General features: G+C 54.4%; 11 protein-coding genes and 1 pseudogene. All 12 read left to right on the plus strand.

Annotated features, from left to right (window positions below; all coding sequences use genetic code 11):
• Positions 1-74 precede the first annotated feature (74 nt).
• Entirely contained in the window at positions 75-374 is a 300-nt protein-coding gene (locus AB5Z09_RS10850) for a type II toxin-antitoxin system HigB family toxin (RefSeq protein ID WP_104014565.1), read from the plus strand.
• 12 nt (positions 375-386) lie between these two features.
• Complete coding sequence (locus tag AB5Z09_RS10855) at positions 387-755, plus strand: type II toxin-antitoxin system HigA family antitoxin (RefSeq protein WP_104014566.1); 369 nt, start codon at positions 387-389, stop codon at positions 753-755.
• Between the two features lie 186 nt (positions 756-941).
• Complete coding sequence (locus AB5Z09_RS10860) at positions 942-1,451, plus strand: hypothetical protein (RefSeq protein WP_368195299.1); 510 nt, start codon at positions 942-944, stop codon at positions 1,449-1,451.
• A complete protein-coding gene (locus AB5Z09_RS10865; protein ID WP_368195300.1) occupies positions 1,451-1,666 on the plus strand; it encodes a hypothetical protein in 216 nt (71 codons plus the stop codon). The genes AB5Z09_RS10860 and AB5Z09_RS10865 overlap by 1 nt, the downstream gene beginning before the upstream one ends.
• Positions 1,663-2,025, plus strand: a complete 363-nt coding sequence (locus AB5Z09_RS10870; protein ID WP_368195301.1) for a hypothetical protein — start codon at positions 1,663-1,665, stop codon at positions 2,023-2,025. The genes AB5Z09_RS10865 and AB5Z09_RS10870 overlap by 4 nt, the downstream gene beginning before the upstream one ends.
• Before the next feature lie 79 nt (positions 2,026-2,104).
• Positions 2,105-2,647, plus strand: a complete 543-nt coding sequence (locus tag AB5Z09_RS10875; protein WP_368195302.1) for a hypothetical protein — start codon at positions 2,105-2,107, stop codon at positions 2,645-2,647.
• A gap of 1 nt (position 2,648) precedes the next feature.
• Entirely contained in the window at positions 2,649-2,990 is a 342-nt protein-coding gene (locus tag AB5Z09_RS10880; protein ID WP_368195303.1) for a hypothetical protein, read from the plus strand.
• Between the two features lie 32 nt (positions 2,991-3,022).
• Positions 3,023-3,319, plus strand: coding sequence for a hypothetical protein (locus AB5Z09_RS10885; RefSeq protein WP_368195304.1), 297 nt, complete (start codon positions 3,023-3,025; stop codon positions 3,317-3,319).
• A 142-nt stretch (positions 3,320-3,461) separates the two neighbouring features.
• Entirely contained in the window at positions 3,462-3,776 is a 315-nt protein-coding gene (locus AB5Z09_RS10890; protein ID WP_368194983.1) for a hypothetical protein, read from the plus strand.
• A 2-nt stretch (positions 3,777-3,778) separates the two neighbouring features.
• On the plus strand, positions 3,779-4,183 hold the full coding sequence (locus AB5Z09_RS10895; protein ID WP_368194982.1) for a type IV toxin-antitoxin system YeeU family antitoxin: 405 nt from the start codon (positions 3,779-3,781) through the stop codon (positions 4,181-4,183).
• Positions 4,184-4,653: 470 nt separating this feature from the next.
• Positions 4,654-6,249 (plus strand): type I restriction-modification system subunit M, encoded by a 1,596-nt coding sequence (locus tag AB5Z09_RS10900; protein ID WP_368194981.1) that lies wholly within the window; start codon positions 4,654-4,656, stop codon positions 6,247-6,249.
• Positions 6,246-6,364: pseudogene (locus AB5Z09_RS10905) on the plus strand (cell filamentation protein Fic); the annotation flags it as partial. The gene AB5Z09_RS10900 and the pseudogene AB5Z09_RS10905, both read left to right, overlap by 4 nt.

Genomic DNA, 6,364 nt, shown 5'->3' on the forward strand with positions numbered 1-6,364 from the left:
CTGCTTTACCATTTTGGTAAAACAGGCTACCATCCATTCACGAATTTACCAAAACGGTAAAAGGCTTAGGTTATATGAAGGTGTTGTCATTACGAACCCTACGCGCGTTCTGGGAGCAGCCAAGATACGCCGATGCCGAGCAGCCGCTAAGAGCATGGTATGACGAAGCCAAGACTGCGACGTGGGAAACCCCGCAAGCGGTCAAGCTGATGTATCGCACTGCCAGCTTTGTGGCTGGCAACAGGGTTGTATTCAACATCGCGGGAAATAAATACCGGCTTATCGTTGCGATGGACTATCCAAGGCAATGGTGCAAGGTACGCTTTATCGGCACCCATGCCGAATACGATAAAATTAATGCCACAGAGGTGTAAGCGGAGGTATCCATGAATATCACCCCAATCCGAACAGAGCAGGACTATGATGCCGCTATGGCGCGCATTGATGAGCTGTGGGGCGCTCCCGTCGGCACACCACAAGGTGATGAACTGGACGTGCTGGCCACACTGGTCGAGGTTTACGAGGCCAAGCATTACCCTATCGCACCACCCAACCCGGTAGAGGCAATCAAGTTTCGGATGGAGCAGCAGGGGCTGACCCCCGAGGACATGGTGGTCTATCTGGGCCATCGCAGCCGGGTAACCGACATCCTCAACCGTAAGCGTAAACTGACGCTCAAGATGATAAGGAATCTGGCCAACGGCCTGCATATCCCACTGGAGAGCCTCATTTCGGATTACCCGCTATCGGCATAACGATGCGTCATTGTGCAACGCAATAACGGCACACAAAACCAAAACGGGCCTGCATCTGCTGGCCCGTTTTCTTAGTGATCTTTGTGTCCTGTCGTCAGGCCACCATCCCCAGCGATATTGAATATCACCCAACCAACAAGGCCACCTCACTGCAGGTGGCCTTTTGCATTTCAAGGAGCTATGCCCATGTCTGCTTTCATGATCGATCGCAAGGACTACCTTGCCTTTGCCGTACAGTTACACCGCTTTTGCAATGCCCCCATGCCACCGCACTATACCCTTGAGCTGCTGCGCTCCCTCTGGTGGAACCCGCCAATGGATGTCACCAGTAGTACCTGGACGTGGCGGGTAGACCGGCTGGTGCGGCTGATGATGCTCGCCAACCGGCGGGCAGTCTGGCATCGCTATCAACTGGGGCGTCAGCAGGAGCGTAAGGAAGCACGCCAGCCCCGCTCGACCAAGCAGGGTCCGCTTAAACCAGCCCACCGTTACCACCAGGCACCACTCACCGATAGCGAGCTGGTTGCCCTCTACAAATTCACCTGCAGCGCCCTGTATCAATCGAGCGAATGGAGCGGGAGCCCTGAGCAGGCACCTCGGCTAGTGAAGGTAATACAGCAGTTGCAACAGGCTCTCGCACAAGACGTGCTGACCCGGTTGTCACTGTGGGACCAAGCTCCTTGGGGAGAGATGTGATGAACCTTTCCATCAACCTGACAGTGACAAGCTCACCGCCGAGCTCAACCGCCCAGATAGCACAACGTATCGCCGATGACATGGCACACCTGCATCACCGTCTCGGGGATGGGGTCAGCGATGAACTGGGCATCAGCATCAGTTACCTGGTCGAACAGTTTGCGCTGCTGGCAGCGGCTTACCGTTCACCTGCAGAAAGGGAGAAACACCCATGATTGAATTCAACGATAGCTTCACTCAGGTCGCAGTCGCTGAGGCAATGAGCGCACATGGCGATTTGCATAGGCTCATTACCTATCAGCTCACCTTCCCGAAGTGGGCACACGACTATGACGAGACCGGCAAGCGCACTGGCCCCGACAAGATCAAGCCCGTGCCAACGATGCACAAGACCTCGCTGTTCGTGAGTCCACTGGACATGGTGGACAACCTGCCCCGCGAGATTAACTTTGCGTGGTGGGAGCGTGAGTGCAACGACCTCGGCTATCCCGTTGGGGAGTGGCGACGCACCATTGTGGGTGCCTACGTCAACCACGGCAGTAATGATAAGCCGGATTGGAATAGTCACACCTGAACCACTGCCACCAGCACACATATGACCTCTAGCAGCCCCTCACCCCGAGGGGCTGTTTGCATTTGAAGGAACCCCAACCATGCATGACTTACGTGACTACAAGACTCTGTCCGCCCGACAACTCGCCGCCGCTATCAGCCAGCTCAACCACAACACCGCACCGAAGATAATGACCCACTTGGCATTGCGAGCCAGGCAACAACGTCCGTTCGGTAATGGCCGCAGCAGAGCCAAGGCCCTCAAGCTGCTGCGCCGGGTCAAGAAGGCTCACAAGGTAGGTAGTATCCCGTTCGAGCTCACCGCAACGGGTTGCCGCATCGACCGAGGGAGCCATCAGGCTGACCGTTACTACTACGACCGGACGCTGCTGTCCCAGGGCTGGCAGCAGTACGACACCGAGGAGGATGCCTGGTATTTCGGCATCTGGATTAACACCGAGAAGCTGGAGACCTTTACCTACGCCGAAGGGGATACCAGCCATGTGATTGCGCCAAACGTTGAGGCGTTTCGCGCTGAATTGGCGCGGCTCTATCAGTACCACCCGCAAGCCCCGGCGTTTATCAGCATCGACCCGGAAGCGGGCGTTGTAACCCACCATTTTGAAGCCAAACCGGAGATGTGAAATGGCGAAAAACATCACCATCAAGGTGCCCGGCAAACATCCGCAAACCGGCGAGCTCACCACCTTTGAGCAGAAGGGCCTGCGCATAGATATCGACATCGGCGGGCAGACCGTGCCCTTCCTCATTCACGGGAGGGGTATAGGCACCTCGTTCACCCATATCCCGAGCAGCTATCGCATCGCGTTGCTCGGTGGCTGGCTCACCGCTCGTTACGCAATACCTGAAAATAAGCCCAGCAGAACAGTCTGCGCCCGGATGGCCATAGACCGACTGGTAGCCCAGTACGGCTCGCAGCACCTGCTGGACCGACTCAATTGCAAGCCTGTTATCAATCAACAGTAACCACCACCCAGACGACAACAAGGAGCGATGCAATGACCAACCCCCTACCAACAATGCCTGTCCTACAGGTCGGCTATCCGGTGATGAAAATGCTGGATGTCGCCATGAGTACCATCGTGGGCGATTACGATAACGCAGACCTGGTACCAGAATGGCAATGGGTCAAGCGCATGGCCTCCCATGAACATGTCGGTGTGAAGGATGACTCCGCCTACGAATATATGTTGAACCTGGCCTTGGAGCTCGATGCCTACCCGCCAACGTTACAGCCCTTGCTCGCAGCAGCAACGCAAGCCGGGGTGAGCTACATCCTGTTTTACAACGACTAGCCACTGCGTCTGTCACTGCGGCCCGGCAGCTTTCGGCAGCCTCGGCACCAACGGACACGACAGCCCAGCACCGCTTATCCACAAACAGCATAAAGGGCCAGCCCTCACTGGCTGGCCCTTTGCATCCAAGGAGTCACCGAACATGACCCGTCTCATCACCGGACTCGAGGTGCATCGCTATGCCCCCGAGCTTAACAAATTGCATCTGCGCAACCGCCAGATGTTACCAGCCCCAGGTATCACCACCATCAAGGAAGCCAAAGCCCGTCTGTTTAGCCGCTGGCAGCCAGGGCATCAGGTGACCATCACAGTAAGTCACCCTGACTACGTCAATCTCTCCCGGCTCTACAGGGGGCGACTGGCAAGCCTGACCGACCTCCCTGCTAACTTGACCAGACTACGCCAGCGCCACAACGTGCCCGGCACCATCATCGACATTGAATTGAGGTATCGCTAATCATGACCACGACAACCACCCACACCCAGGACCAACAACCCGCAGCACCAGACCAACTCACCCGGATTTTTGCACAGTGGGGCTTGCCCCACACCGTGACACCGCGCTTTGGCGCTCGCCTTATCCAAGAGCATCATCGCCTGCACTTTTTGTCAGACCGAGCCTCATTGATTGGCGAATGGGAGGCGGTGGCTATCGACCAGCTTGAAGCTGTTTTCCCAGCCATCATCAAGGAACTGGAAGCCAAATTGCTGACTGGGGAGCTGGATGCTCAGCGCCAGCAACGTATCACCGTCCATCACGGTGGTTTCACCTGCGAAGCCGATGCCCTCGGCAGCCATGGCTATGTCTACGTAGCGATTTACTCTGCGACAAGCATGGACGCCAATCCTGAGCGCCAGGCGTGACCTCCAAAAATGGAATGTGGTAATATTTTTATACCCATTCGTCCGTGATAAGTGTGTGGGTCGTGGGGAAGGCCAATACGTGGCCTTCCCTTTGTTTTTTGTAGCCATCATCCGAACAAAATCACCACCCCATCACCTGACTGCCCCCTACTTTTCCGGTATCATGCGGGCCATGTTTTCCACAGAACCAATTCTCGATATGCCATGTATCGATTGGCTGTGCCTGCACTCAAGCCAAGACGAGACACATGGCAAATCAGACTGTAACCGTGACCTTACCGCCAGTTTGTACGGCGCACTGCATGACCCCGTCTGAAACGTCTGTTCGCCCGCATCCAAGGGGCCGTCACCGATGGCTCATCGTCAATGGGCGGCGCGTCTTCAGATAGGCGCTCTGCATTCACAATGCTATACGTCGCCTCCACGTCTGGTGACGTCGTGGCGCAACATACATCAACAGGAATAACCGCATGACAAGTACTCAACAACGTGCCGCATTACAACGCCAAATTTGGGCCATCGCCAATGAGGTGCGTGGCGCAGTGGATGGCTGGGACTTTAAGCAGTATGTCCTCGGCACGCTGTTTTATCGCTTCATCAGTGAAAATTTCGTCAACTACATTGAAGGCGGTGATGACAGCATCAACTATGCGGCGCTCGCCGATAAAGATATCCCGCTTGAGGTAAAAGTGGATGCCATCAAAACCAAGGGCTACTTTATCGCCCCCAGCGATTTGTTTGTGAACGTCGTCAAAGACGCACATACCAACGAGAGCTTAAATACCGACCTGGCTCATATCTTTTCTGCCATTGAAAGCTCTGCCAATGGCTACCCATCAGAGCGCGACCTGAAAGGGTTGTTCGCCGACTTTGATACAACCAGCAACCGCTTGGGCAATACCGTCACCGACAAAAACAAGCGCTTGGCCGCCGTGCTCAAAGGGGTGGCCGAACTGGACTTTGGTGACTTTGATGGCAGCCAAATCGACCTGTTCGGCGATGCCTACGAATTCCTTATCTCCAACTATGCGGCCAACGCCGGTAAATCAGGTGGCGAGTTCTTTACGCCGCAGCATGTGTCCAAACTGATTGCGCAGCTCGCCATGCACAAGCAAACCCGTGTTAATAAAATTTATGACCCCGCTTGCGGCTCTGGCTCCCTGCTGCTGCAAGCCAAGAAGCACTTTGATGCCCACATCATTGAAGATGGCTTTTTCGGCCAGGAGCTCAATCACACCACCTACAACCTGGCTCGCATGAACATGTTCTTGCACAACATCAACTACGACAAGTTCAACATCCAATTGGGTGACACCTTGCTTGAGCCGCATTTCAGTGATGACAAGCCCTTTGATGCCATCGTCTCCAACCCACCTTACTCAGTGAAGTGGGTGGGGAGTGATGACCCAACCCTGATTAACGATGACCGTTTTGCGCCTGCTGGCGTGCTGGCTCCCAAATCCAAGGCTGACTTTGCCTTTGTGCTGCACGCACTGAGCTACCTCTCTGCCAGAGGCCGCGCCGCCATCGTCTGCTTCCCTGGCATCTTCTACCGTGGCGGGGCTGAGCAGAAAATCAGAAAATATCTGGTCGACAACAACTATGTTGAAACCGTGATTTCGCTGGCGCCCAATCTCTTTTATGGCACCACCATTGCGGTGAATATTTTGGTGCTCTCAAAGCGCAAAACTGAATCAACTACTCAGTTTATTGATGCCAGCGGTCTGTTTAAAAAGGAAACAAATAACAACATCCTCACTGACCAGCATATCGAGCAAATTATGCAGGTGTTCGATAGCAAAGAGAATATCGCGCATTTTGCCAAATCGGTCTGTTTGGATGATATCGTGGCCAACGAATACAACCTGTCCGTAAGCAGCTACGTGGAAGCCAAAGATAACCGTGAGGTTGTGGACATTACCCAGCTTAGCGCCGAACTGAAAACCACGGTGGCCGCCATTGACAAGCTGCGCAAAGAGATTGACCTCATCGTGGCCAAAATCGAAGGAACGGCGATTGAAGAAAGACCGACCGAGGGCATGGACGGCGAAGGAGAGGTAGCATGATGTTAGAGAATAAATTAAACATCACCAATCAGGTTGAACTTGCCAAAGCTGAGGAGAAAATCAGTAAGCAAAAGGCTAAGCAACTTTTCGACTCTGGCGACATTAACAAGGCCGA

Source organism: Aeromonas sp. R2-2, from assembly GCF_040908355.1.
GTDB lineage: Bacteria > Pseudomonadota > Gammaproteobacteria > Enterobacterales > Aeromonadaceae > Aeromonas > Aeromonas veronii.